This window comes from Zunongwangia sp. SCSIO 43204, from assembly GCF_019904275.1.
Classification (GTDB): domain Bacteria; phylum Bacteroidota; class Bacteroidia; order Flavobacteriales; family Flavobacteriaceae; genus Zunongwangia; species Zunongwangia mangrovi.
On the sequence record NZ_CP063204.1, the window covers coordinates 2328419 to 2353819 of the forward strand.

The 25401-nt window shown below is 38.0% G+C and carries 16 protein-coding genes; 2 read left to right on the forward strand and 14 right to left on the reverse strand.

Annotated features, from left to right (window positions below; translation table 11 throughout):
- Positions 1 to 6 precede the first annotated feature (6 nt).
- Positions 7 to 1191, forward strand: coding sequence for a mannonate dehydratase (uxuA, locus tag INR75_RS10280; protein WP_223088720.1), 1185 nt, complete (start codon positions 7 to 9; stop codon positions 1189 to 1191).
- A 4-nt stretch (positions 1192 to 1195) separates the two neighbouring features.
- Entirely contained in the window at positions 1196 to 2002 is an 807-nt protein-coding gene (locus INR75_RS10285) for an SDR family oxidoreductase (RefSeq protein WP_223088721.1), read from the forward strand.
- Positions 2003 to 2110: 108 nt separating this feature from the next.
- Here INR75_RS10285 and INR75_RS10290 read toward each other — a convergent pair whose 3' ends face one another.
- The 14 genes from INR75_RS10290 to INR75_RS10355 form a co-directional block, all read right to left on the reverse strand.
- Positions 2111 to 3871 carry a rhamnogalacturonan lyase gene (locus tag INR75_RS10290; protein WP_223088722.1) on the reverse strand — a complete coding sequence of 587 codons (1761 nt, stop codon included), beginning with the start codon at positions 3869 to 3871 and terminating at the stop codon, positions 2111 to 2113.
- Between the two features lie 93 nt (positions 3872 to 3964).
- Entirely contained in the window at positions 3965 to 6880 is a 2916-nt protein-coding gene (locus tag INR75_RS10295; protein WP_255584513.1) for a sugar-binding domain-containing protein, read from the reverse strand.
- A 61-nt stretch (positions 6881 to 6941) separates the two neighbouring features.
- A complete protein-coding gene (locus INR75_RS10300; protein ID WP_223088724.1) occupies positions 6942 to 8456 on the reverse strand; it encodes a rhamnogalacturonan acetylesterase in 1515 nt (504 codons plus the stop codon).
- 402 nt (positions 8457 to 8858) lie between these two features.
- A complete protein-coding gene (locus INR75_RS10305; RefSeq protein ID WP_223088725.1) occupies positions 8859 to 11714 on the reverse strand; it encodes a glycoside hydrolase family 2 TIM barrel-domain containing protein in 2856 nt (951 codons plus the stop codon).
- A gap of 6 nt (positions 11715 to 11720) precedes the next feature.
- Positions 11721 to 12998, reverse strand: a complete 1278-nt coding sequence (locus INR75_RS10310) for a rhamnogalacturonan acetylesterase (protein ID WP_223088726.1) — start codon at positions 12996 to 12998, stop codon at positions 11721 to 11723.
- An 81-nt stretch (positions 12999 to 13079) separates the two neighbouring features.
- Positions 13080 to 13394, reverse strand: coding sequence for an L-rhamnose mutarotase (rhaM, locus tag INR75_RS10315; RefSeq protein WP_223088727.1), 315 nt, complete (start codon positions 13392 to 13394; stop codon positions 13080 to 13082).
- Positions 13391 to 14395: a family 43 glycosylhydrolase gene (locus INR75_RS10320; protein ID WP_223088728.1), complete on the reverse strand. Its 1005-nt coding sequence runs from the start codon at positions 14393 to 14395 to the stop codon at positions 13391 to 13393. The genes rhaM and INR75_RS10320 overlap by 4 nt, the downstream gene beginning before the upstream one ends.
- Before the next feature lie 36 nt (positions 14396 to 14431).
- Complete coding sequence (locus INR75_RS10325) at positions 14432 to 15808, reverse strand: sulfatase-like hydrolase/transferase (protein WP_223088729.1); 1377 nt, start codon at positions 15806 to 15808, stop codon at positions 14432 to 14434.
- On the reverse strand, positions 15808 to 16962 hold the full coding sequence (locus tag INR75_RS10330; protein ID WP_223088730.1) for a TIM-barrel domain-containing protein: 1155 nt from the start codon (positions 16960 to 16962) through the stop codon (positions 15808 to 15810). Before INR75_RS10330 ends, INR75_RS10325 begins: the two co-directional genes overlap by 1 nt.
- On the reverse strand, positions 16952 to 17242 hold the full coding sequence (locus tag INR75_RS10335) for a TIM-barrel domain-containing protein (RefSeq protein ID WP_223088731.1): 291 nt from the start codon (positions 17240 to 17242) through the stop codon (positions 16952 to 16954). Before INR75_RS10335 ends, INR75_RS10330 begins: the two co-directional genes overlap by 11 nt.
- 3 nt (positions 17243 to 17245) lie before the next feature.
- Positions 17246 to 18190, reverse strand: a complete 945-nt coding sequence (locus INR75_RS10340; RefSeq protein WP_223088732.1) for an alpha-glucosidase domain-containing protein — start codon at positions 18188 to 18190, stop codon at positions 17246 to 17248.
- A 115-nt stretch (positions 18191 to 18305) separates the two neighbouring features.
- Complete coding sequence (locus INR75_RS10345; RefSeq protein WP_084842979.1) at positions 18306 to 20405, reverse strand: RagB/SusD family nutrient uptake outer membrane protein; 2100 nt, start codon at positions 20403 to 20405, stop codon at positions 18306 to 18308.
- 39 nt (positions 20406 to 20444) lie between these two features.
- Positions 20445 to 23597, reverse strand: coding sequence for a TonB-dependent receptor (locus INR75_RS10350; RefSeq protein ID WP_223088733.1), 3153 nt, complete (start codon positions 23595 to 23597; stop codon positions 20445 to 20447).
- Between the two features lie 185 nt (positions 23598 to 23782).
- A complete protein-coding gene (locus INR75_RS10355; RefSeq protein WP_223088734.1) occupies positions 23783 to 25249 on the reverse strand; it encodes a glycoside hydrolase family 28 protein in 1467 nt (488 codons plus the stop codon).
- Between the last annotated feature and the right edge of the window lie 152 nt (positions 25250 to 25401).

Consider the following 25401-nt stretch of genomic DNA (forward strand, 5'->3'; position numbering starts at 1 on the left):
TTCATCATGATTTTTGAACAAAGCTGGCGTTGGTACGGGCCTAATGATCCTGTAAATCTAGCTACAATAAAACAAGCAGGAGCGAACGGTGTGGTGACTGCTTTACACCAAATTCCTGTTGGTGATATATGGACAAAAGAAGCTATTCAAGAACGTATTTCTCAGCTCGATGAAAGCAATCGATTACATCCTTTTAAATTGCATTGGAATGTAGTGGAAAGTCTTCCGGTGCATGAATTTATAAAACAAGGAAGACCTGGACGAGATCAGTTGATCGAGAATTATAAAGTAAGTCTTAAAAATTTAGCGGCTTGCGGAGTTACAAGCATTTGCTACAATTTTATGCCGATTCTCGATTGGTTAAGAACCAACGTTCGGTACGAGTTGGAAGATGGAAGTACGACTTTACTGCATGAAATGGTAGATGTTGTGATTTTCGATATTTATATGTTGCAACGTGAAGGTGCTGAAAAATCATATTCAGATGATATTTTAATTCAGGCTAAAGCAAAATATGAAAGTCTTAGCGATGAAGAAATTGCTGTTTTAAAGCAGAGTTTATTGATGGCATTGCCAGGTGATAAAGATGGTTTTACTATTGAAAAACTGAAAAAAGGTTTACAACAATACGATGGAATTTCACGGGAGCAATTACAGGAGAATTTAATTTACTTTCTGAAAGAAGTAATTCCGGTTGCCGAAGAATTAGGCGTTGTGTTGGCCATTCATCCAGACGATCCGCCATGGCCGGTTTTTGGTTTGCCAAGAATTGTGAGCACAGCTGAAGATCTCAAATTTATTTTTGAAGCGGTGCCTTCAATCCATAACGGACTTACATTTTGTAGCGGAAGTTTGGGTGCTTCAGAAGAAAATAATCTGCCCGAAATTATCAAAACCTGGTATAATCGCATTCACTTTGTGCATTTGCGTTCGGTAAATAGGGTAGCGCCATGTCATTTTTATGAAGCCAATCATTTAGAAGGAAGTGCTCAAATGTTTGAATTGATAAAAACTTTTTATGATTGTCATCAAACCGATCAAAGAGTCTTACCAATGCGACCAGATCACGGTCATGAAATTATGGATGATCAGGGAAAACCGTATTATCCGGGGTATTCAGCTATTGGTCGATTAAGAGGTTTAGCAGAATTACGAGGTTTAGAATTCGGAATTATAAATTCATTGAAATAAAAATATGTTTGAATTAAATGGAAAAGTAGCAATTGTAACCGGTGGAAACGGTGTTTTAGGCGGAGCGATTGCACACGGACTATCAAAAAATGGTGCTAAAGTGGCTGTTTTAGGTAGAACTGAAGAAACGGTTAATGCAAGAGTAAAAGAGATACAAGACGCTGGTGGTGAAGCTTTAGCTTTAGTTGCTGATGTGTTAGATAAAGAAAGTTTGATCAAAGCTAAAGATAAAATTCTTGCCGAATGGGGAAGCATCGATATTTTAGTGAATGGAGCCGGCGGAAACAAAAAAGGTGCGGTAATCACACCAGATCAGGAATTTTTTGATCTTTCTATGGAAGCTTTAGATGGTGTTAATCAGCTGAATTTTAATGGTACAATTCTTCCAACTTTAATTTTTTCAGAAGAAATGGTGAAGCAAAAGAAAGGAAGTATTATCAATATTTCTTCGATGGCGGCACAAAAATCGATTACCAGAGTAATGGGATATTCTGCTTCAAAAGCAGCAATTGATAATTTTACAAAATGGCTTTCTGTAGAATTAAATCATAAGTATGGTGAAGGCGTTCGTGTAAATGCGATTGCACCTGGATTTTTTGTTGGAGAGCAGAACCGTGATCTTCTTTTGAATCAAGATGGTTCTTTAACAGCTCGAGGGCAAAAAATTGTAGATAACACACCAATGGCCAGATTTGGAAAACCTGAAGAATTGCAGGGTGCTGCAATCTGGTTAGCAAGCGACGCCTCAGCTTTTGTAACGGGTATCGTTGTTCCCGTAGACGGTGGTTTTAGCGCTTTTGGAGGTGTTTGATCTTTATTGGCACCGCCAAAGGGTATAATACTCCGAGGCTTGCCTCGAAATTAAAAAATTGTTTTTAGTGAATGCCTCGTGGGCTTGCCCCGAGGTAGTTTACTTTATCTATTCTGAATAAAATTTTTCCCAGCCTGTTCCCAAATAAAAACTAGGATGTGGCGGTTGATTGTAACCCACATTTTGCCAGGCAATGCTTAAGCGGTATTGCCTGTCTTGCATTAAAGTAGGCAGTTTAATGTCGGTAGGAATGGTGGTGGAATAAACTCTTAGTTCCTGATTGTCCTTAGAAGGCAATATGAGTTCCTCACGCCAATCGCCCAGGACATCTCCGGATAGAGTAGGTGTTGCTTTGGTCCAATTGTTGGAGCGTGTTCCAATAGCTTCAAAAATCACTCCTTTTCCGTATTTGGTAATGTGCGTGCCGTCTAACAATTCACGTGTAGCATCGCCATCCCACCAGATCAAAAAATTTGTTTCACGTGGCGCTCTACCAATTTTATTTCCTTTTATATCATACAAATTTCGGTCGCCAAGCCACCACATTTGGGCACCAATAGTATTTGTGTCGATATTAGCAGCGACACCACGGCCAATATCTCTATTAGGTGCTGCAGTGAACAAAACACTACCATCAATCGCTTTTCTAAGGGTTACTCCGGGACCTGTGGTGTGGTCTTCAATTTCATGAACTCCAAAAACTTCCAATCCCGGATTTTCAGGATCTAAGTCTGAAACATGCAAGGCATCGCCATGTCTGAATCCAGTAGTGTACAGTCCGGTTCCGTCATCGTCAACCGTCATGGCGCCAAAGATGATTTCGTCTTTTCCGTCATCATCAACATCTGCAACAGACAATCCATGATTTCCTTGTCCGGAATATGGATTTCTGCCATTTTCGGTATCAAATACCCAACGTGGTTTTATTTTTCCATTTTGAAAATCGAAAGCCGCCAAAACCGATCTTCCGTAATAGCCGCGACACATTACAAAACTAGGATGCTTTCCGTCTAAATACGCCACCGCAGCAGTAAAACGATCTACACGATTTCCGGTTCGGTCATTTCCTCCATTGCCACCTTTGCCGCCCCAGCCGCCAATATTTCCGCGAGCCGGAATATAATCAGTCATTGCAAGTGCTTTTCCGGTAGTTCCTTCAAAAACAGTAAGGTATTCCGGTCCGTCTAAAATTTTTCCGTAGGTTTTAGCATTTTCATCCAAACTACGCCAGTCTTTGCTAGCGTCTCCAATCACATTTCCTTTTCCGTCTGTAGTGCCATCGGCAGTTTTACAAACCATTTCGGCTTTGCCGTCTCCATCAAAATCATACACCAAGAACTGTGTATAATGCGCACCTTCACGAATGTTTTTCCCTAAATTGATTTCCCAGAGCAAGGTGCCATCCATTTTATACGCTTGAAAAATTGGAGGATCGGTCAATCCAGTATGTGAATTGTCATGGCCGCGACCGGTTTGATGCAATACAATCTCATAAGTACCGTCACCATCTAAATCGCCTACAGAAGCATCGTTGGGCGAATAACCTTCGGGAGTTTGTAATGGAATTGAAAAATATGGTTTTGCTTCACTATTTGCCGAAATTGTAAATTCTCCGGCTTCCTTTTTTTCTTTTGAATTCAATACACTTTTTACAAACCAAGTATTGTTTTGTTTAGCTTGAAAAGTAGCATCTATAAACCATGTTTTTGAGGTAATGGGAGTAGAATTCAATTTAACAGTTTTTCCGTCTGACGATCTGTAGATGTTGAAACCTAAGTCGGCCGCATCTTCTTGGAAAGAGCGCCAACTGATAAAAACTTCCTGTTCACTTTTTTTGATCGCCACCAATCCACGATCTAATTTTTCCATTTGTTGACTCATTACCAACATTGGAAATATGAATAGAATAAAAAGGCTTGGTAGGGATTTTCGGAACATGGTTTTGGTTTATAACTATTGATTTTATTCGTAAAACTCGATTTCAACAATACGCAATTGGCCTTTGGCATCGGCGGCTTTTTTGTCTTTGTACAAATCAAGTTCTTTTGTTGGGTCTACTTCTATGATTTCGTTGTAAGCATCAGCTTCGGTATTGGCACCGATCAATGCGATTTTGATAGCATCGGTTTCTACTTTTTCTAGCGGAATCGTAATATATCCTAAACTTTGCCAGGTTTCACCTTCAAACAAAACTTGGTCTTTTGCAGTAATGCGAATTGGATAAGTTTTGGTGCGCCATCCCGTAAGTTTTATAACACATTGGCTGGCAGTTACGGGTTTGGCAAATTCATATTCAATCCATCCGGTGTTTATCTTGCCATTGTTGGTCCACTCAGTTAATTCGTTATCATCATAGGTATGATAAGTTTCTTCTTGGTTTGCCCCAGCAGTAGCATTGGCGATATAAATAGTTTCTCTTTTTTTACTGTAAGAAGGCGTTTTCGGTGTGGGGCCACGTTCTAAATTCAGCGGTAGATCTGCCCCCGGAAATTGTGTAGACAATCCGTTTGTAGATTCAAAAGGAACAGAATTCAAAGAGATTTGCGCCGATTTTAATCCTTTTGCTTTTGCTTTTGCTTTCAATTTGATTTTTCCGGCTTCAGTGGTAGAACGAAACATCACGCGATTGATACCGTTAATTACCGGTAACTTTTTAGAAAGAATATTGTTGTTGGTGCCATCTGCTAGTCCGCCCAACCAATCAGCTTGTCCTGAAAGCTCAAAAGTGATTTCTGAATGATCTACAGGGCAACGATTTCCGTTTTTATCTACAACTTCTACATCCACCAAGGCAATATCAGCAGCATCAGCAAGCAATCCATTTGGAGCAGTTCGTAGCTGTAACCGAATTTCTTTGGGTTCGCCGGCTGTTTTTTTAGTGCTTTCTGAAAGAATATTTCCATCAGCATCATAACTCACCGCTTTTAAAATTCCGGGTTCAAATTGGATATTTTCAAAAGTGAATAAAAACTGATGACTCTGTTTGCCAAAACCAAGCGATTTTCCATTTAGAAATAATTCTACTTTAGCTCCGGTAGCTACTACATATTCATTCTTTACGGTACCTTCTTTATAATTCCAATGTCCTAAAATATGTGAGGAATGTTCTTCAATATCTACCCAACCATTCCACATTACCTGATGCACAAAATAATTGTCTTTCGGAATACGCATAGGATCTACTTCACCACTAGAACGGTAATTTTCTTCACCGCGATGATGCGTGTTCGAGTCTGAAAAAATGATATTAACGCCTCCCGAACTTACTCGATTTCCGGTACCGGGTCTAGCTTCGAAATAATCAAACCAACGCACCACATTTTCAATAGCGTGCGCATCTTGATTGTGGTTATAAGAAGTGGCAGGATTTTCTTTGTATAGCGGGCCGTCGCCTTCTTTGTGAAAAGGCGGAGTGAACTCGTCCCAATATTTGCGTAAACCTTCGTCGCGCGAATATTCAGTGGCCCACATCGGGATGTCGGCGCTGTGATTAATGTATAACATTTCGCCACCATATTCTGCTTCCTGACTGTCGAGCATTTCCCTCGATCCAATAGCTCTACCGCCATAAGGATCAAAAGTGTTGCGAATGCTTTTCATTTCGTGCATATGCGGTTCGCTGATGGCTTCATTTCCGCATTCGTAGAAAATAATACTGGGATTATTTCGGTTGTAAATGATGGCATCGCGCATTAATTGATTACGTTGTTTCCAATGATTTCCTTTGCTGTCACCTTCAGAATCTCCGGCTGGCATTGCCTGAATGAGTCCGAGACGATCACAAGATTCTACATCTTGTTTCCAGGGCGTGGTGTGCATCCAACGTACCAAATTGGCATTGCTTTCTAACATTAAATGATTGCTGAAATCGCTCATCCAAGGCGGAACCGAAAGTCCAACCGCTGGCCATTCGTTGCTGGTGCGTTGTGCATACCCTTTCATTTGCAATACGCGATCGTTGAGGTACACCATCCCGTTTTTAAAAGCTGTTTTTCTAAATCCGGTTCGGGTTTTTACTTCATCAAGTAATTGGTTTTTTTCAAGCAATCTGGTTTTTACCGTGTACAAATACCCGTAACCCCAACTCCAAAATTGAAGGTTTTCAACTGCTTTTTCAGCTTGAATTATTTTCTGTTCTCCAGGTTGAAATTGGATATTTTCGGAAGCAAATTTTGCAATTTCTTTTCCGTCAGCATTTTCTAAAATAACTTCATATTGAAGTGTTTTGGCTTCATTTGATTCATTTTTAACTTCAGATTCGGCGTGAATAGTCGCTTTTTGATCAGCAATATTGAAATCTTTCGCATACACATAAACTCCGGTTGTTTCTAAATTGGAGTAGAGTGGAAGCGTTTGATAAGTTTTCGCCGTGATGTGTAATTTTACATTTTTCGGGATACCGCCGTAATTGGCATTGAAGTTTTTATCGTTCCAACGATAGGTAGCGTTGGTCGATTTCTGGCGATAATCCCACGAATTATCAATGCGCAATGCAATCACATTTTCTTGATTTCCGAACTTGATTTTTTCCGAAAGATCAAAACCAAAAGCCATCGTTCCGTTTTCGTGCAGTCCTATTTTTTCGCCATTCAGATAGATTTCTCCTCCTTGACGAATGCCTTCAAACTCAATGAAGACTTTTTTACCTTCAAATTCTTGCTGAATTTTAAACGACTTTCGATACCAAACAATTCCGGTGGTAAGCTCTTCAATAGAAACCTTAAAAGCTTCTTCTTGATTGTAGGCGTGCGGCAAACTCACGCTGGTCCAATTGGCATCATCAAAATTCATTTGTGCTGCTTTTGGAGCATCGCCTGTTTGAAACTTCCAATCAGGATTAAAATTGAATACTTGTCGGTCAAATCCTTGCGCATTCAATTTTAACAGACAACACAAAAGAATAACTAAGCTTGGTATTGATTTTCGGAAATGCATAGGCTTATTCTTTCGCTTCTTCCGGCAAATAAATATAATCGCGGATATAGCAATTTCTAATTTGCTCTAAGTTTTCAGCAACCGTTAAGGCATTCACTTCTGCACCTTCTTTGTTGGTGTGCGTATGATCTTTTGGGAAATAGTCTTTCACTTGGTCTTTTCCCATAGCTTCGTATTTCAGTGCTACTTCATCATTCAGATTCACAAAAATGGCATCCATTTCTTCTGCGGCTTGTTTTGCCAAACCAGCATAATCGTCGTCATTTCGCTCTACTTTATCTCCGTGCCAAATATTTCTAGGAACCATACTCAATACGATTGGAGTGGCGCCTTTGGCTTTGGTTTCTTCAATGTATTTTTTCATATACCAACCATAGGTGTGCACCACTTCGGTACTGTCGTTTCCAAAGTCTACCACTTGGGTTTCATCGCCCATTCCGCGAATAGAACCACGATATTTTGGCGTATCAATGTGTCCGCCATCGTTGTGACCAAATTGCATCAATACAAAATCACCTTCATTTAGGGAATCTTTCACTTCGTCCCACAAACCTTCACCGCGATAGGTACGACTGCTGCGACCTCCTCTGGCTTTGTTATGAATGCGAACTCGGGTAGTATCAAAATATTTTTCGAAAACAACACCCCAACCTACCAGCGTATCATTATTGCTAGCAACGGTAGAATCGCCTATTAAGAAAATATCTTTTTTTTCAGGTAAATGCGTTTTCGGATCTTTCAATAAATATGTTTTCAAATCATTGTCAGATGCTGCCAAACCTTCCGAGATTAAACTAGCCGAAAGCAGTGCTCCACGTGCCGAAGTATGCGTATGGTCGCGTTTGTAAAAATATGTTCCGGTTACTTTTTCTTCTCCTATTGGATTCAAAGCGTTTACCATTCTCTCATTTAAATTAATGAAGGTAACGCCTTCTTCTTCGGCAACTTGTTTTGCCCAACCACCGTACGATTTATCATTTCTATACAATTTTCCATCTGTCCAATCATTACGAGGAATAGGCGACATAACTACCGGAATTGCACCTTTTTCTTTCGCTTCTTTGATCACTTTACGCAAATACCAACCGTAAGAATGTACTACTTCGTGTTCGCCGGTAAGCATATTGTCAATTTCTTCGCTTTCTTCTCCAACTCCTTTAATAGTGCCACGCGCACGAGAATCATCGTTCAACGCGCCGCTATCGTTATGTCCAAATTGCAACAATACATAATCTCCTTTTTTCAGACTGTCTTTCACCGGTTCCCACAGCCCTTTGCTCTGGAAAGTTCGGCTACTAGTACCGCCTAAAGCGTGGTTTTCAATATCGACTTGGGTGGTGTCCAGAAATTGATCCATATAATCACCCCAGCCCCAAAGTCCGCCATCACCTTTACCGCTACCATTTTTCACAGTAGAATCGCCGATGATGTAAACGGTGGGTTTGCCTTCTGGTTTTTGTTCGCAGCTCACAAAGCTTGCAATAAGGAATAACACAGCAAATAACTTGATTGTTTTCATTTTTAATTTAATGTTTTTTGGGCGCATCCCTATCGGGTCGGGCCTGCCTGCCTGCCGGCAGGCTGTTAGCTGTATCTTTTTTTGCCACTTGTTCAAGCAAAAAAAGGATGCCGCTGCAATCCCTTGCGCAGTTGGTTTATGTTATTTAGATTCTAGACCGCTTTGCTATTAGAGTTTAGAATCTAGACTCTTTTTTTTTAGACCTCACAAGTTTTCAAAACCTATGAGGTCTTTATTTTTTTGTCGTTCCGTGCCTGCCTTTCCGGTAGGCAGGCTTGACATGGAATCATTCATCTGGATGAGATCCTGAAACAAGTTCAGGATGACGGCTCATTACTTCTTTAGTCTAGAATCTATTATCTAATTTCTTAAATCTCATATTTAACTACTCACTACTAAAATCTATTCTTCAAAATCTCTGAAATCAAACCATAATTTCATAGCAATACCATCATCACCATTTTTAATTCGGATGTTGGTTGGTTGGCTGCTTGGTCCTTGTTGCGAAAGCGGTTTAAAAGCGTGCATTCCCGGAATTTCGTACATAAACGAAATATTTCCTTCCGGGAAACTTGGGTGTGCTTTGGCTCTGGATACAATATTTTTAGGACTATCTGGCGTAAATAAGCGCAAGAATAATTGATCTGATTCACTAAAAATTCTAAAAGTTTTGTCTTTTGCTTTTAGTTTTCCAGCAATGAAATTCGCGTGGTATCCTTTAAATTCAGGATAGATGAGATTTTCAAAACTTTCTCCGGTAATGGTGTTGTTGTAATCTTTGTCCCAAACATTGTATTCCACACCGTCTAATCGGTTTTTCCAAACGCGGTACGGACCTTTTCCAAACCATTTGAAACCTTCAACGATTTCTTCAGGGAAGTCAAATGTAAGTCCGAATTTGCTAATTTCTCCCTGGAAAAATGCACCATCAAAACCACTGTTTCGTCCAGCGTTTTTCAACATAATCGCTTCCATATGTACTCTTCCATCGTTGGTGATGGTCCATTTGATATGATCGATTCCACCATTATAAAACACGGTAGCTACAGCATTTTCTTTGTTGTTTTTGATTTCAATTTTATCCACTTCAGCTTGCATCCCAATGGGGCGAGGACCGTTTACAAATGGCATTTCTCCTTTTGCGTTGGTGATTTTGGTAATTTCACCTGTCTTTTTATCGAGTGTTAGGCTAACGTTTCCACCACTTAAAACAACCGAATTTCCATTGTCTGTAGCGCTGGCTTTTTCTCCATTGTCTTTTTGAATGAATTTTGCAGCAAATGCATCAGCGTGATGAATTTTCCACGTCCAGGTATAAATTTCTCTTCCGTGTTTGTCGGTAGCGGTAATTTCAACCCAATCACCTTCAAAGAGATTGTCTTTTACAGGCATTTTCAACTTACGCGTTTCACCCGGTTGAATGTCTGGAACTTTAAAAACTCCTTTATAAATGGTTTGTACTTCAGCATCTACATACAAGAAATTCTTAGGCGCTTGCTGTACTTTATAAGTGATATTGCACTCATTCAAATTGGTAAATAAATAGGTGTTTTCAACTAAGAACTCACCATTAAAAGTTTGTGTGATTTGCAAAGGTTGAAACTGCATTGGCGCCCAAACTTCTTTTACGGCATAGAAACTACCTTCTTTTTCGCGGTGTGGTCCTAAAGCCCCGTCGGGTGCTAGATTCCCTTTCGAATCATATTTTTGCTCTCCTGTCCAATCGGTTCTTAAGACAGCTTCGTCACTAAAAACCCAGAGGAAACTCCCAGCAAAAAGTGGACTTTCGCTGTAATGTTCCCAAAAATCCCGTAAACCAGAACCGATACCATTGTCATAGGTTCCGTGCATCGTTTCAGTAGGGAAAAATACATTTTCGCCACTTCCAAAACGGTGCACGCCAGTTTGAAAAGTAGGGTAGTGGTGGGCATCCCAACCGTTGAAATCTGCCCAGGGATGAATTACAATTCTGTTTTGCGGATCGTATTTAGCAAAATCGTCATCCAATTCATAGTTCCAGCCGCCTTCATTTCCCTGATCCCAAATAATTACTGAAGGATGATTTACATCGCGCTCAACCATTTCCTTCACTAGTTTTTGTCCGGTTTCGGTATCATATCCATTTTGCCATCCGGCTAATTCATCTAGCACAAAAAGTCCTAGTGAATCACAAACTTCTAAGAAGTGAGTGTCTGGCGGATAATGAAAACGTACCGCATTCATATTCATATCTTTGATGAGGTTTACATCCATCAAGCTGATGCGCTTGCTGGTACTTCGCCCAGATTCTGGCCAAAAGGTATGGCGGTTAATCCCTTTCATTTTTATTTTCGTGCCGTTCACGTAAATTCCATCACGTTTTTTGAATTCTAAAGTTCTGAATCCAATACGTTTTTTGATAGAATGTAAAACTTCTCCGTTTTTCTTAAGATCGAATTGCACCCAATACAAATTAGGATCTTCCGGATTCCACGGATTTACATTTTCAAACTGAACTGAAATTCGTTGTTTTTCAGTTTTTTTATCGAGTTCTTTTGTGAATTTTTTGAAACTCGAAGAAGAAGCGCCATCTGCGATCAGCGAAATTTCAACTTCGGTATTTTTAGGAAGATTTTCAAACTCTAAATCGGCAGTTAAATTCCCGTCTGCTTTTGCATCGATAGCGACGTGCTTGATGTTAGTTTTCGGTAAAATATTTAGCCAAACGGGGCGGTAAATACCACCAAACAACCACCAGTCTGCATAACGTTCGGCTCTATTTACATTATGATTTTCTGAATGTTTCCAAACGTGAACTTCCAGTAGATTTTTTCCGTCCTCATTGATTAAATCTGAAATATCGTAGCTGAATTCATAAAAACCACCCTGATGTTTTTCGCCGGCCAGTTTTCCGTTGATCTTTACCTCCGTATCAGTCATCGCACCACCAAAATGGATGATTACTTGCTGATTTTTATATTCCTGTGGAACTTCAAATTCATATTTATAAAAACCTTCTTCTTTGCTAGGTTCTTCCTGGTTCAATTCTTTGTACCAACGGCCGTAGGTGTAAGTTCCAAAACCTTCAGTTTCCCATTGCGACGGCACTCCGATTTTTGTCCATTCGCCTGAATTTTGCCCATCGGTTACTTTAAAATCCCATTCTTTTTGATGCTCAAAATCGGGACCTGAAAGCATTATTTTTTGCGTTTCCTGAGCGTTTATCTTCAGAAGAAACAAAGAACAGCAGAGAAAGAAAGTAAGTTTTAGTTTGATCATTGTTGTTTAATTTCCATAAGGTTTTATGCTTTCAAAACGTGGACTTCTAGGAATCGTCCAGCTAGAAAGTTGATTAGGCTTTTTAGGATCGTATTCTGCTAAATCAGTTTTAAAACAGTCTTGAAGCGAAACATTTTTTTCTTTAATTTCCTGCATAAATGCGAGGCAAATCTCGTTAGCTCCAAAATTGCTGAAATGCGTGTTATCTTCTAATTTTTCGGTTTGCCCCGGGAAAGTATTTGCGGGATACTGCACAAAAGCTTTTCTGGAGATATCATCGCCCCAACTTTCGTACATTTTGGTGGTCGCCTTGGTAATATCGATTAGTGGAACTTTCATTTCTTCAGCAACTTTTCGCATTGCATCGGGAAAATTACCGTGCGTAGGCTGTAGTTTCCCATCTTTAAAGGCTCTTCGTTGCGTTGGTGTCGCCAAAATGGGAATGCCACCCTTTTCCCGGGCAGCTTCGATAAATTCGGTTAAAAGCTTAGTGTACAAACCGTATGCGCCATTGCCTTCACCTTTAATTTTCTCGTCGTTATGCCCAAATTCGATAATTAGATAATCATTTTTTTTCAGCAAAGACAAGATCTTTTCAAATCGCTTTCGAGTTTTAAACGATGATAAAGAAGCTCCGGAAGCCGCATAATTAGCGACTACGGCATCTTGATTTACATACAGCGGTAAAAATTGTCCCCAGGAAGCCCAAGGCTCTAAATCCTGATTAGTCACCGTAGAATCTCCCGCTAAAAATATAGTCGTTAAATCGTCTGCCGGAGTAATCGTTATTTGCTGAACCGCCGGATTTCCAAGAAATTCCAGCGTTAATTTTTTATCCCAATCTAAAACATTTAATTCTCGTGGTTTTAAATTGACTTTTTCTGAAGTATTAGCGATTTCTTGATGGTGTAAATGCACATTAAAACTGAATGTTTTGGTTTGATGCGCATCCACTTTTTCCTGCACCAGCATCAATCTTCGAGATTCAGCTTTTATGGTAGTTTCAGAAACATTTTTGCCACCCAAAACCACATCTATTTTATAATTTCCTTCCGGAAGTTTTACTGAAAAATAAACTGAAGTATCGGCAACAAAACCTTTGTTTTCGAACTTTACCTGAGATCCTGAATTAAAATCGAAACCATAGCCAATATCTTCAGAATAGGTTTTATTCTCGGTTAAGTTTATGTCTGCTTTACGGGTTTTTGAAAATGAAATCGATTGCGCAAAACCTAATGTTGCGGATAAGAAAAGAACAAGGCTACACCCTAATTTTGATTTCATTTTTGGTTATTTAAATTTTCGGAAACACTAAATTATGAATTAAGATTTTGAATGGTATCCTGTACTATGATGATATATTAGCTATTTCATGTAGAATACTGACTTTAACATCTTTGATCTGGGGGAGTTATCTGGATTAGTTTCCATAATATCAGCCATATCATCCCACCATTTTTTCATGATCTGATGCTCTGGAAGTTTAGCTTCAGTAGAATTTTCGCTGAGATTTTGTATGCCAATAAGATCTAGATTTTCTTCGTCTAAAAAGATGTGGTATTCAGAAATACCGGCTTCTTTAAGAAGTTGAGAAAGCTCTGGCCAAATTTCATCGTGTCTTTTTTTATATTCAGCTTCAAAGCCTGGCTTTAATTTCATTTTAAAAGCTACTGTTTTCATTTTCGCTTTGGTTTTAAATTTAAACGGACAGGTTGATCTCTGTCGCAGGTTATTTTTCCGTTCTCATATTGCAATTCGGCCACCTGAATAGAACTTCGTCTTGTATGATATTCATCTACACCTTTATTCTCAGGTGTTCTTTCGGGATGAGTAAAATAGAAGATATAAGCTTTACCATCCTGAACAATAACATCTGCATGACCACCTTTTACTTTATCGTCTTTTCCTGTACCCGGTTTTTCCAGAATTCGTTCTTCTTGTTTTTTCCAGTTTACAAGATCATCAGATTGGAAAACGCTTAAACCATTCCACGAATCAATAATCATCCAATTGGTATCTTTCCACTGAAAAACTACTGCGCCTTCCCCGCGCGTACTCACCACTTTTTTACCGCTATCCTCCCAATGATATAAATCTTTACTATCTGCAAAATAGATCGATTTATTATCATTTTCATTATTATAATACATTCTAAAAGTGCCGTCTTGCATTTCGAAAACATAAGCATCGATACAACGCTTAGATGATAGATCAAGATCAGATTGATACGTCCAGTCTTTTAGATTTTTAGAAGTGTAATGCGAAATATATCTTGGATGATACCAGCCTTTAAAAACTCCGGGAACAATTGTAACATACATATGATAAATTCCGTCGTGATAAATTACATCTGGCGCCCAAAAAGTTAAGTCGTTTTGATCTTGTGGCTGGCCTTCGAAATTAGCAGTATCTTCGTATGTCCAGTCTCTACCATTTTTAGAAGTCGCATAACCAATTTTAGTACCATGAACCCAGGAAACACCTGGCAGCGAATCTGCTTTGGCCCTACGATTGGTATAAAACATCACATAATTTTTAGTTTCATGATTTAAGATAATAACTGGATCTGCAGCGCCGTCCTGAACAGGATCCCTAAATAGTGGTTTTTCAGCAATATTTTTTTGAGCAAAAATTGATGTTGAAATGCCCAAAATCAATAAAAATAGAAGGTTTTTATACATTTTTAATTTTTAAGAGAGTAGTTAATAGGTAGTTTACTATTTTAAAGGCACATTTACTTCTTTTGCGTCTTTACTGAATTCATTTTCGAGTTTTTTCTTCAGTTTTTCTACAATTTCTGGCTCATTTTCGATAAGATTGGACGTTTCTGAAGGATCTTTTTCAATATTGAATAATTCAAATTCAGTTTCAGCATTCAAATGTCTAGTTCTTACCAATTTCCAGGGTTTTTCAATAAAACTTTCCTGTAAATGCCCACGCACATAAATTTCGTGATTATTATTTTTCTGATTTTGGATGTTTTTAAGAATACTTTTTCCTTCCACCTGCTGCGGAATTTCAGAATTTGCCAGTTCTAAAAAAGTTGGCATTAAATCGATAATACTGGTATAAGATTCTATTTTTTCCTGAGTAAATTTCTTATTCCATGAAAGAATTGCTGGCACTCGTATAGCACCTTCATAATTACTTTTTTTGAAATCTCGAAGCGGTACATTACTCCCTAATTTATCGTTAGGGCCATATTTACCGTCATATTGCTCGTTAGGAAACCAATTTTCCTGAGCGCCATTATCGCTTAAAAATAAAATAATGGTATTTTCACTTAGATTCAACTGCTCTAATTTTTTTAGCACTTTTCCAATAGCATCATCTAAATGAGACATCGCAGCAGCATAATCTCTTCTGGACTCATTTTCGATAAAATTATACTTGTTTTTCCATTCTTCGGGTTCCTGCAATGGAACATGTGGTGCGCTGTATGCTAATTGTAAAAAGAAATTTTGTGACTTGTTTTCATTTAGCCAACTTATAGCCTCCTTTGTAATAAGATCTGTTGCGTGACCTTCTTCTTCGATAAGCTTTCCCTGCCTATGCCAGCTAAGATCACCATTTTTATAGTGATGAGAATACTGGTCTATTTGCCCATGTAAAAAGCCATAAGAATAATCGAAACCATAAGCTTTTGGGCCGCTTTCTGGTTTTAAACCCAGATGCCATTTTCCCATTAAAGCAGTTTTGTAGCCTGCTTTTTTCAACGCTTGCGGAAGCGTTACCGAACTATCTGGTAAGGTTTTTTCACTACGCCCGCTAATTGGTGCTACAATTCCCATTCGGCTGGCGGGCATCCCGGTTAGGAAACTGGCACGAGAAGGTGAGCAGGTTGGATTTACATAAAATCGGTTAAGCTGAATTCCGTTTTTAGCAAGTTTGTCGATATTCGGAGTTTTGATTTCTGAACCATGAAAACTAATATCATTCCATCCTGCATCATCAGCAATAATAACTACAAAATTTGGTGTTTTTTGATCTTGATTTTCTTCAGTTTTTGCTGAAGTTTTTTCTTTACAGCTTGCAACTAAAGCTAAGATCAAAAAAGATAATCCAAAAATGATATTCTTAGTGCTAAACTTCATTATTTATAGAGTTCCAGAATAGTATTTTTATTTCCTGAAATTTTAAAACTAGTAATATTTTCTTCGGAAGAATTTTCAGCTTGTACATTAGTTTTGCTGAAGCTTCCATGAACTTTTACCAGGTAGTTTCTATTTTCGATCTTGTAATTCCCTTCAGGAATATTGATGCTTATTTTTGTTGAATTTGGATTAGATTCTAATTCAATTTTAGTCAGACTAAAAATTCCATTTTGGTAATCCAGGCTTTTTCCGTCGTCATCATAAAGATAAAATTTAGAATCTACACCAGGATAAACATCTAGTGTAATGGTTTCAATCTCTTTCTCCCCAACAAATTGCTGTACTTCCTGTGATGGAATAATAGCGCCACTTTTAATGAAAATTGGCATTTCTTCAATAGGGCAAAGCACATTTAAATATTGTTTTCCTTTAAAAGTTTCGCCGGTCCAATAATTTGTCCATTCGCCTTCTGGTAGATACACCACTCGTGTTTGCGCACCTTTGGTTGTTACCGGGCAAATCATCATCGAATCTCCAAAAAGATATTGATCTGTAATTTCGTAAACATTAGGATCGTCCTGATAATCCAATACCAGAGCACGCATTAATGGCAAACCAGTTTTATGATTTTGGTAAGCGGAGCTATAGATATACGGAATTAAACTATATCGAAAATCGTCGTATTGTTTGAATATTTTTTGTGCTTCTTCACCATAATTCCAAGGCTCTTTGTAATTAGGATGTTCCATTCCAAAGAGATGAGCGATTGGGCTAAAAAATCCAAACTGGCACCATCTAATATAAAGTTCTGGATCTGCCACATGTTCAAATCCGCCCATATTATGACTCCAATAACCAACGCCAGACATCCCGATGTTTAATCCTGCTTTTATTACCGGTTCAAAATATTGCCATTCACTAGGCCAGTCTCCAGCCCAGATAAATGGATAGCGCTGAATACCAGCATAACCTTCGCGAGTATGGTTCATTCCTCTAATCCCGTTGTATTCCTGATATTTTGTGAAAGGCGCTTTTGCATAGGCTACAGGGAAAATATTATGAAGAGATTTAATTTCTTCGCCTTGTGGACCGGTTTTGTCACTCTCGTTTGCCTTTCTTCCAAAGGCGCTTCCTTCATCGGTTTTAAAAAACATAGCGCCTTGTTCGGCTACACGCCCACCACCAATTCACGGCATCTTCATCAAAAAAGTTTACAAATTCTCCGCTATTATTAGGTTCAGGATATACATAACCCGCCTCACGAGCATCATCTAATAATCTTAATTTTTTACCATTATCAAATCTAGGACGCACGTGCAAACCAACAGCATTTAGATTTAATGCGTAAAGGCTATCGAACATTTGTTCAGTATTCGTAAAAGTTTCACGCCACTCGAAAGTTGTCGCACCGCTACCGCCATTTTCACCAAACATTCGCTAGGTAGAATCTAAATGCAATACATCTACAGGAATTTGAAATTTTCTAAATTTTTCAATTAAACTAACCGGATAATTTGCAGAGGTTTCTTCTTCATGTCCCCAGGTTCCGCCGCTATAAGTCCCAACATGTAATCCCATGGCAAATTTTGGTAGCATGGGAGATTTACCGGTAATCGAGGTATAATGATCTAATATTTTAGGAAGATCTGGCCCGTAAATAAAGTAGTAATCTACTTCAGGATCTTCAGAAGAGAAAGAGTAAATCTCAGGATCTGTTTTTCCCATATCCCAATCTGATGGATAGCTGGTGTGATAAAAAATTCCGTAGCCTTTGGTACTCATAAAAAACGGAACAGGGGAATAGTTGGCTTCTAAAACATTGTAGGCTCCAATAATGTGAGGTTTCCCAATACCGCGCCCCACTTCCAGGTGTACAGATTTACCGCGTCTATCCAAGAAATCCATACGCTCTCCAAAACCAAAAAAGTGTTCGTTATCCTTTAATTTTTTAGAAGTTTTAGTAATCGTTTCTGAAGATGATTTTTGATTTACAGCATCCTCGGAAAGTAAGTTTCCCTGTAGATCGAAAATCGATAGTTTGAATGGAGATTTTTGAATTTCAAGTTTAATTTTTGAAGTCTTGTAGCTTATTTTTGCTGAATTTTCATCTTTCTTAAAATCTACTTTATCCCAATTGTAGCGAGTTACCATGTATGGCTCGTTTGCTTTAAAATCTTTTGTTTTAGAAGATCTTATTCTAAGTATTGAAGGTGTGCAAAACTCAATTTTTAGGTTATTTATAGAAGTTTCAATCGTTAACGTATTGCCTTTGCTATCAATACTTTTAAAAGAATTACTCTGTGCATTTACAAGAACACTTCCTGAAAATAAAAGAATAAAGAAAAATGACCAATCTTGGGATTTTAAGTATAAATTTTTCATGTAGAAAAGTTATAATTTCAGCATTTCACTGCTTAGGATTAAAATAGCGATAAGGTCCTTTTGAGACCTTACCGCGTTACACACTACTAACTGAATCAAATTACTAATTCAAATCTTAATATCCTGGGTTTTGCCACGCATCTCTTTGAGATTGTGATAAATTAGATCCGTCATCATTTAATAAACCATCAATAAATGTTTGCGGAATAGGTCTTAATTCATGCTTATTAGGAGTAATTCCTGTTGCCTGAGGATTAAAAGCTCTTGCACGCTGAATTAATGTTCCTGTTCTGGATAGGGTTTCCCAACGCTGCCATTCACCCAATAATTCTCTTGTACGTTCATTTAAAATAAAATGAAGCGCACGTTGATAATCTCCAGAAACTCCTAATGCCGTCATTATCCTTTCGTCTTCTTCTGGAAGAGTGCTAGGAAATGATGTTAATGTTAAGTCTGAAGCTTCTGTAGTTACATCGATATCTGGATTAGACAGGTAATACGTATTCATATTCAGGTTAGAATTGATATAATTATCTGCTGCCGTACCCGTATTTAAAGAGTTATTTTCAAAAGCCTGAGATCCATCTACGTAATAAGATCTGTTCTCTCCACTTTTCCATTCTGCTCTTTCTCTTACGGTATTAAGATCGGTCATGGCGTTGGCATATTGCCCTAATCTGGCATAACATTCTGCTCTAACTAAATAGGTTTCTGCAAGTCTTGCCATGGTAACATCTCTATGTGCGTCTCCTCTTTCAGCAAAACGAGAACCATCATCGGTTTTATTAATTCCTGCAAAGAAGTTAGATATTGCGGTACTTTTAAAGTTAGGAGATACATATTCACCATTTTGATAAAGCACTAACGAGTTTGGTACAAATTGTCCAACTTCGTTAGTTAAAGAACCAGAAGTAGGAGTTTGGCGAGAACCTAAATCCCACTCTGCTAATCTACCGGCATCATCTGTCCAGTTTGGGTTTTGTACGTTGGCGCCAAAAGTATAGTTGTTATACGTGTTATCATCCTGAGTATTTAAGATCATTACTACACCAGGGTCACCAAGTTCTAAACCTAAATCTGGGTTTACAATATTGTTAATTCCATAAACGGTTTTAAAAGTTTTCCACATTCTAGAATCATTAACATGATCGAAAACTGCATAACTATATTCTGTAGGACGACATCTTTGAAAATCCATACTTCCAATCCAAACGCCTCTTCTTACCCATCCGCCAGAGAATGCAGAAAATTGTGGTGTAAAATAACTATAGGTACGGTTACCAAATCTACCGGTTGTAGAGGCATCTCCGTTGTGGGCTGCTGCCATTAAGATTTCGTCCAGTTGTTCTGCCTCGCTATCTATACCCGTCCAGTTAGCATACAGGTCACGGTAATCGTTTGCTAAACCGCCTCTTGCGCCAATAGCATAACTTGTAGCTTCGATAGCTTCATTAAGATCTGATTCTACATAAGAAGAGTTCCAGTCGTCATTTCTTTCTGATGCTCTAAATAAAAGAGCTTTTGCCAGAAAGTGAGCAGCGGTAGCTTTTGTCCAGGTTACTCCACGGCCATAAGTGAAATTTTCACCTTCAAAAAGTTCGTAAGAATTTCTGAAATCTGAAATTACCTGAGCCCAGGATTCTTCTTCAGTAGATCTTTCAAAATTTCTAACAATACCGGTTGCAGGTTCTAGCTGAAGTACCACTCCGCCATATTGAGCAACAAGACGATAATAGTTGTAACCTCTTAAAAAGTATGCATGCGCCAGGCAACGATTACGAATTTCAGTGTTATCTATAAGATCTGCATTGGCAATTATAATATTAGCAGAAGAAATTCCGTAGTATAACTGGTCCCAAAGCGCAGCTGGAGAAGTAGCATTACCATTGGCGGCTCCTGTTTCTGGAGTAGCACCCTGTGGCCCTAAGCGGCTATCATAGGTGTTCCACATTTCGTTAGTTAAGTCGTTGGCATTTGTGAATTCATCTGTACCATAAAGAGTGATACCATAAGCCCATTCATATCCAAAGTGCCATCTAATATTTCCGTAAAGGGAAAGGGTTAGATCTTCCAGGCCTTCAGCAGTTTCAAAATATTCAGTAGAATATTGGGTTCTTAATTCTTCTTCTAAAAAATCGTCTGCACAGGATGCAAAGGCAAAAGCCATAAGTATCGCAGTGATTTTATATATATTTAAAGTTCTTTTAGTTTTCATACTTGTAAGATTAATCTTCGACATTTTTCAAATAATAATTTAGATTCCTAGATCTAAGCCTATAGAAAAGCTTCTATTAAAGGTCATTGAGTTTACATCAAAGTCATACCAGTCTACCGACTGATAGATACTACCTGGGTTTACGGCCTGGGCATATATTTTAAGATTGCTTAGTCCTATTTTTGAACAGAAATCTGACGAGAAATTATATCCTAGAGAAATATTTCTAATCTTAACAAAGCTTGCATCTCTAACACCTAAAAGACCAGAAAAATCATCCTGAGATCCTGATGTAGCCTGTCCTAAAATTGGTTTTTGAAATTCTGCATCTGGATTATCTGGCGTCCAGTAATCTATTTCTCTTTGATTGGCATGAGCGGTTAAAGCTTCACCGCCTAAGGATGCTGTATAGCCTAGTCTTGAAATTATTAATGTAGATAGCTCGATACCTTTGTAGCTAAAGGAGTTGTTCCAACCTAAAGTCCATCTAGGAGCAGTATTTCCTAAGATTACCCGATCGTCAACCGTCATATCATAATCTCCGTCCTGATCTTTTGGACGTACATTACCAGGTGAAAAATTATAGCCGTTTTCATTCCACCTCGCCATTTCTGCCTGATCCTCTGGTGTATCCTGCCAAAGCCCATCATTATCATATCCAAAGATTACTCCGATAGACTCTCCAATAAACCACCGGTTATCTACCATATCATTTTCACCATAGGCTAACTCGTCGATTTCATCTTTTTGCCAAGCGGCATTAATATTGGTTTCCCAGTAAAAATCACCAGAATGTACCGGAACTGCATCTAAGGAAATTTCAAATCCGCGGTTATTAGTTTTACCAATATTGGCAATTGTGGAAGGGAATCCTGTTAGAGTTGGAATATTTACAGACATTAAAAGATCTGAAGTAAAGGATCTATACACGTTGATACTACCTGAAACCCTATTTTTCCATAAACCAAAGTCTACACCTAAGTTATACTGTGTGGTTTTTTCCCAGCCCAAATTTGGGTTGGCCATAGAAAGTTGATCTCTGGAATAATAAGGTTCGTTTGTGGTATATCCCATTTGATTAGACATCCCGTTAAACGGAAGGAAAATTGATGTAATATCTCCCAATGTTTGATAAGGTCCAACGGCCGAGTTACCCGTAGTACCAAAACCAAGTCTTAATTTTAAATTACTTACCCAATCGCTGTCTTGAAGGAAGTTTTCTTTGTCTAATTTCCAGGCAAAAGCAGCAGATGGGAAGAAGTCCCATTTATTACCTTCACTAAGCTGTGAAGCTCCATCCCAACGGCCAGAAACAGTAAGCAGGTATTTATCATCAAAACCATAGTTAGCTCTTACCATGTAGGAGCTTAATTGGCGCTCGCTTAAACCAGAACCTATACCTACATTATTGTCTGGGTTACTAATATCTATTGCACCAAAGTTATACCATTCCATGGTATCTAAAGGAATGTTATTTGCGCTCATGCTAGAGCTCTCTATATCCCAAGAAGATGCAGTTTGTAATAATGTTAATCCCAGGTTATGTTTCTCAGCAAAAGTGCGGTTATAATTAATAATGTTATCTAAGGTCCAGCTAAAATCCCTACGGTTATTTAATCTGGCAAAGTTTGTACCTTCACTACCATCTGAATTTATGCGGTGAGATGAGGTACCGTCGATATAAACACCTTCTCTAAAATGTCTAAAATCGGGACCAAATCTAAATTGATAACTTAAACCTTCAAGTGGAGATATAATTTCGCCAATATCGAATGTAGCAGAAATGCTTCCTAATGCTCTTAAGGTTTCAGATTGTTGTGTGCTTTTATTCCATTCATCTATAATTGTAAAAATGGTTGTTTCTCCTCCAGGATTTATTACCAGATTGCCTTCAGCATCATAAGGTACAGCGAAGTTATAAATGCTTTTGGAAGCTCCATAAATTGCATTAGGAACAGACCCACTTCTACCTCCTAAAGTAGAAAAACCATAATCTTGTTCGCTCCAAGAAAGATTAAGATTCGCATCAAAAGTAAACCAGTCTACCGGAGTAATGCTTGCACTTAATTTTGTAGAATATCTTTCATAAAATTGACCTTTTTGAGTTCCTTCGTTATTAAGATACCCAAAGGAAGCGTAGGCATTCATTTTTTCAGTACCTCCACTTGCACTAATAGTGTGCTCACTCAAAATCCCTGTTTGGGTTACAAAATCTGTCCAATCTGTATTTCTAACTCTTGAAGCATCAAAACTTCCGTTTTGCCATCCTTGTAAAACATTATCTCTTGAGGTTTGCCCATCTAATGGGCTATCGAAGATTAAAGCATCGTTATCTCTTGTTGGTGAATTAGGATGTGCATAAGTAGCAGAATCCAGATTATAGGCAGCCCATCTTCTAAATTCAATAAAATCTGTAGCACTCATAGAAGGTGATCTGTCTACAATATTTGAAGTAGTAACAGTACCTGCATAGTTTAATGTAAATCTACCAGTTTTTCCCTGCTTAGTGGTTACAATGATTACCCCATTAGCACCTCTGGATCCATATATTGCTGTAGAAGATGCATCTTTTAAAATATCTATAGATTCGATATCCCTTGGGTTTATTGTTTCTATTGCCGAGGCAGAAAGCAATGGTACACCATCTACCACATAAAGTGGGGAGTTACTTGCGGTTAAGGACCTGTTACCACGAATTCTAATAGAACCAATAGTACCTGGCCTTTCACTACTGGTGATATCTACACCGGCAGCTTTACCCTGTAAGGCCTGAAAAGCATTACTAACAGGTTGTGTCATTAAGTCTTCAGAACTTACATTGGAAACAGCACCTGTTAAATCAGATTTTTTCTGAGTACCATAACCAACTACAACAACTTCTTCCAGACTATCTGTGTCATCTTCCATAACTACATTTATCTCGTCTTCAGATCCTACAGTTCTTTCAATCGTTTTCGTTCCGATAAATGAAAACACGATAATATCGCCGGGAGAGGCTGTTAATGTGTATTGTCCATCAAAGTCGGTTTGAGTACCAGTATCCGTTCCTTTTATAAAAACATTTACACCCGGCATTGGGAGATTGTTAGCATCTCTGGCAATCCCACTAATAGTTTTTTCCTGCGCAAAACTTATCGCACTGAGGAAAAGCATCAAAACTATTAAAAAGCTTTTAGCATAGTAATTTTTCATTTTGGATAGGTGATTTTTATATTCTCTTATTTCAAATATATTTTTAAAATAAAGTTCACGTATCCTGTACTGTACTGCGATATATTTAAGAAAGCAGGTGTAAAAATGTGTTTTTTACAATTAAAAATCGGTACTATTATTAGCTTAAACCACTAATAGTACCGATTAGGGAATGTTTCAAAAACTCATTTTACATAAAGAGAATCTGCTATAGAAACGCCTGGTGAGTTCTCAATTTTAACTTTTGAAGTATCATTTGTCTTTAAACTAACATCATTTAGGTGCCAGTTTTTACTGTAATTTATCTGTCCTGCGGTTTCTGCCTGTATGTGTACATTCTCCATGCTAACATCTGTGATATAAGAATTTTCTAAACCGTTAACATTAATTGCTCTTTTTGCGCCGCTTACGTCTATGTTTTTAAGAGTGATATTCTTAAAAGTAGGTATCCCCTTAGATGGTTCAACTTCTTTTAAAAGTGTTCTCCATCTTTTAGGAACTGAATCTATATCGTAAGCTTCGGGAAGTTTTGAGTAGCTATAACTTGGATTCCAGTTCATGGAAACTTCCACAAAAGTTCGAACACTATCCATTTCAATATTTTCAAGATGAACATCTTCTACTGTACCACCTCGGGTAATTGCAGATTTGATGTTTAACCCGTTTTTAGTACCTAAACCTTTTATATTTGAAGCATAAACGTGACGAATATCACCAGCGGTTTCACTTCCTATGGTAAATAATCCAGAGCCTGCTCTTGCAATAGAGTTTCTAATTACAACATATTGGGTTGGTTTATTTACGCGCTGTCCATCCCAGTCACGACCAGCTTTTAAACAAAAGTTATCGTCATTACAGTCGATATCGCAGTTTTCAACTAAAATCCATTCAGACGAATCGATATCTATACCATCTGTACTTGGGCCATGCCCGCCAATATTATTTCTGATGGTTAATCCATCTACTGTAACATATTTTGAATAGAGAACCTGTACCGTCCAAAAACCGGCTTTTTGAATATTTAATTCTTTAAGAGTTATATTTTCTGAATCTGAAATTAGAATTGTTCTTGGTCTTTTTGCATCGTAATCTACAATCCAACGTAAACCTTTTGGCTCGTATTCTTTTCTAAGATTCCAATAATAATCCCAAAAAACTTTTCCCTGGCCATTTACAATACCGGCGCCGTCTATAAGAACATCTTTTTGATTGTTAACATTCACTAATGCAGCTGGCCATTTCATTTCAATGCCTGCAACTCTGGTATCAATTTCAGGGTAATCTTCTATATTTTCACTTCCTCTTAATTCTGCACCTTCAGGAATATTAAAATGAACCCCTTTTTTAACGAATATCGATCCTGAAAGATAAATACCAGGTTTAAAAGAAACTTTTCCGCCTCCATTTGCAGCACATTCATCAATTGCTTTTTGAATAGCCTCTGTACTCAATGAAGTAGAGTCGTTTTTAGCTCCAAAATCGTTTACCCAATAGGTTTTATCCTGAAAATCTACATTTTTAGCCCCAACCTTATCAATCCAGGCCAGGGGATCACTCGTTTTTTCTGATTCAATTTTTTTATCAGTTTCTTTACAAGAAAAAATGATAAAAATCGATAATATGAGTAACTGTCGTAAAGTTCTTAATGTCATAGTAGTGAAATTTACACTAAAATGCTGTAAAAATTAAGTTTTTGTGTCCTGTACTTGCCTGAATATATTTCATGCTATCAAAGAAAAATAAAATAAGAACTAATATTGGAAGATTTTATCAAATATTAGTTCATTAGCCAATTCAAATATCA